Source organism: Citrobacter sp. (assembly GCF_050252275.1).
Lineage (GTDB): Bacteria > Pseudomonadota > Gammaproteobacteria > Enterobacterales > Enterobacteriaceae > Citrobacter_A > Citrobacter_A amalonaticus.
This window is the reverse complement of sequence record NZ_JBFWLF010000393.1, coordinates 1-3,111: the sequence shown is the minus strand read 5'-3', so window position 1 is coordinate 3,111 and position 3,111 is coordinate 1. Positions and strand designations below refer to the sequence as shown.

Here is a 3,111-nt window from a genome sequence, read left to right as displayed (position 1 = left end):
GTTGAAGAGAGCGGCTGGAACCATGTGACCAAAGTGATGATGGCGGCCATCGTTCTGCTGTTCGTCCTGAGCGGCTTCTTCCGTGGCTTCGACATGAAGATGATCGAATCCTTCCACATGACCGTGCCGAACTGGCTCGAACTGATCCACAACTCGCTTAGCGGCAAATAACGGAGGCCACAATGGAACAGAATAAAGGTTTTTGGTTTGCCGACTGGTCGTTCCCGATCTTCGTTGGCCTGCTCTCCTCCGGCGTGTTTGCCGGGACGCACATGTACTACCTGTACGGGATTGGCGCGTTTAACGAAGTGGCGTTCGTGGCCATGCTGAAAGCGGGGATTGATACCGGATCGTACGGCGCAGTGGCCGCGTTTGGTGCCAGCTTCCTGTTCGCCCGCATTATCGAAGGCTCCCTGGTGGGGATTCTGGATATCGGCGGTGCGATTCAGACCGGCGTTGGTCTGGGGGTTCCGGCGCTGTTGTTGGGCGCAGGCATTGTGTTCCCGGTTGAGAACTTTATCGCTTCTCTCGCTACGGGGCTGGCGATTGGCCTGGCGATTGGTTACGTCATTATCCTGGCACGTAAGTTCACCATCAATCAGAGTGACTCGACCTACGGGGCGGACGTGATGATGGGTGCCGGTAACGCCTCGGGGCGTTTCCTCGGCCCATTGATCATCCTCAGCGCGATGACGGCGTCGATCCCTATCGGCGTGGGTTCTTTGGTCGGCGCACTGCTGTTTTACATCTGGCAGAAACCGATCACCGGGGGCGCTATCCTTGGCGCCATGATTTTAGGTTCAATCTTCCCGATTGCGATTAGCTAATTGCCTGATGGTAAAGCGCTTATCAGGCCTACGGATAAGCGCGTCTTTGTAGGCCGGATAGGGTGGTTACGCCGCTATCCGGCAAAAGGAGAGAGACATGTTTGATTTACTCCTGCGCCGTGCGCGTCTGGTTGACGATACGGTCTGTGATATCGCCCTGAAGGACGGCAAAATCGCCGCGTTAGGCGAGATAAACGACCCGGCGGTGAAAACCGTTGAGCTCAACGGCGAGTACTACGTCAGCGCCGGATGGATTGATTCCCACGTTCACTGTTATCCAAATTCTCCGATTTATCACGACGAGCCGGACAGCGTAGGCATTGCCACCGGCGTGACGACCGTGGTGGATGCGGGCAGTACCGGTGCCGATGATATTGATGATTTCTATACCCTCACGCGCGACGCCGCGACGGAAGTCTATGCACTTCTGAATATCTCCCGCGTCGGGCTGATTGCACAAAACGAACTGGCGAATATGGCCAACATCGATGCCGACGCGGTGCAGCAGGCGGTGAAACGCTACCCTGATTTCATCGTCGGCCTGAAAGCGCGTATGAGCAGCAGCGTGGTGGGTGAAAATGGCATCACGCCGCTGGAACGCGCCAAAGCGATGCAGCAAGCGAACGGTGATTTGCCCCTGATGGTCCACATTGGCAATAACCCGCCGGATCTGGATGAGATCGCAGAGCGCCTGACGGCGGGCGATATCATCACCCACTGCTACAACGGAAAACCTAATCGCATTCTGACGCCGGAGGGCGAACTGCGCGCCTCGGTCACCCGGGCGATTCAGCGAGGCGTGCGTCTGGACGTCGGGCACGGCACGGCCAGCCTGAGTTTTGCGGTGGCGAAACGTGCCATCAGCTTAGGCATTCTGCCGCACACCATCAGTTCTGATATCTATTGCCGCAACCGTATCAGCGGCCCGGTACATTCGCTGGCGAATGTGATGTCGAAATTCCTCGCCATCGGGATGTCGCTGCCGCAGGTCATCAACTGTGTGACGGCTAATGCCGCCGACGGCTTGCGTCTGAAATCCAAAGGTCGCCTCCAGCCAGGTCTGGACGCTGACTTAACCCTCTTTACGCTGAAGCGTCAGCCAACCGTGCTGATCGATGCCGAAAATGACAGCTTACAGGCTGAAAAACTGCTGGTGCCGCTTGCCGCAATACGTGCGGGCAAGGGCTATATGACCGAACAAGGGAGCGCGGAACATGCCTTCGATTTTTGAGAAATACCATTTAAAGCAGGTAATTAATACCTCCGGACGAATGACGGCGCTGGGCGTGTCCACGCCGCGCCCGAAAGTGGTGGAAGCGGCGATGGCCGGTATGAACCAGTACTTTGAGATGAAAGATCTGGTGAATAAAACCGGGGAATACATTGCGAAGCTGCTGGATGTGGAAGGGGCGACGGTGGTTTCCTGTGCGTCTGCGGGCATTGCTCAGTCGGTGGCCGCCGTGCTGGTCCAGGACAGCGACTGGTTGCTGGAGAACCTGCACGTCACACCGATTGAGAATAACGAAATCGTGTTGCCGAAAGGGCACAACGTTAACTTTGGTGCGCCGGTTGGCACGATGGTGGCGCTGGGCGGTGGCAAGCTGGTGGAAGCCGGATATGCCAATGAATGCTCTGCCGCACAGCTGGCGGCGGCAATCACCCCACGCACGGCGGCGATTCTTTACATCAAATCCCACCACTGCGTACAAAAAAGCATGCTCAGCGTTGAGCAGGCCGTCGTCGTGGCGCGTAAACACAATCTGCCGCTGATTGTTGATGCGGCGGCGGAAGAAGATCTGCAGTGCTACTACCGTTCGGGGGCCGATCTGGTGATCTACAGCGGCGCGAAGGCGATCGAAGGCCCTACCAGCGGACTGGTCATCGGCAAAACCCAGTACGTCGAGTGGGTGAAACGCCAGACGGCGGGTATTGGCCGGGCGATGAAGGTCGGCAAAGAGGGGATTCTCGGCCTGACCTGTGCCATTGAACTCTATTTGAATGCGCAGAAAGAGAGCGGCGCGGAGATGTTGGAAAAAATGACACCGTTTATTGATGCGCTGAATGCGCTCAACGGTGTGACCGCTCGCGTGGTATGGGACAGCGCGGGACGGGATATCGCCCGCGCAGAAATTAAGTTTGATGAAGCTGTTACCGGCATCGCGACAGGCGAACTGGTGGAAGCGCTCAAGCAGGGTGAATACGCGATTTACTTCCGTGGTTACAAAGCCAACGAAGGAATTATTGAAGCAGATGTTCGCAGTGTTGATCGTGCACAGTTGGACAT

Annotated in this window: 4 protein-coding genes; all 4 read left to right on the top strand. The window is 56.8% G+C overall.

Translation table 11 applies throughout. The features are described from left to right. A partial coding sequence (locus tag AB7E14_RS22195) for a DUF4311 domain-containing protein (protein WP_428169971.1) occupies positions 1-171 on the top strand: 171 nt, incomplete at its 5' end. Positions 172-182: 11 nt separating this feature from the next. Beyond that, complete coding sequence (locus tag AB7E14_RS22190; RefSeq protein ID WP_042999222.1) at positions 183-827, top strand: DUF4310 family protein; 645 nt, start codon at positions 183-185, stop codon at positions 825-827. A gap of 97 nt (positions 828-924) precedes the next feature. Then, on the top strand, positions 925-2,058 hold the full coding sequence (locus tag AB7E14_RS22185; protein ID WP_216082098.1) for an amidohydrolase/deacetylase family metallohydrolase: 1,134 nt from the start codon (positions 925-927) through the stop codon (positions 2,056-2,058). Further along, the coding region (locus tag AB7E14_RS22180) for a DgaE family pyridoxal phosphate-dependent ammonia lyase (protein ID WP_428169970.1) at positions 2,042-3,111 on the top strand (1,070 nt) is incomplete at its 3' end. The genes AB7E14_RS22185 and AB7E14_RS22180, both read left to right, overlap by 17 nt.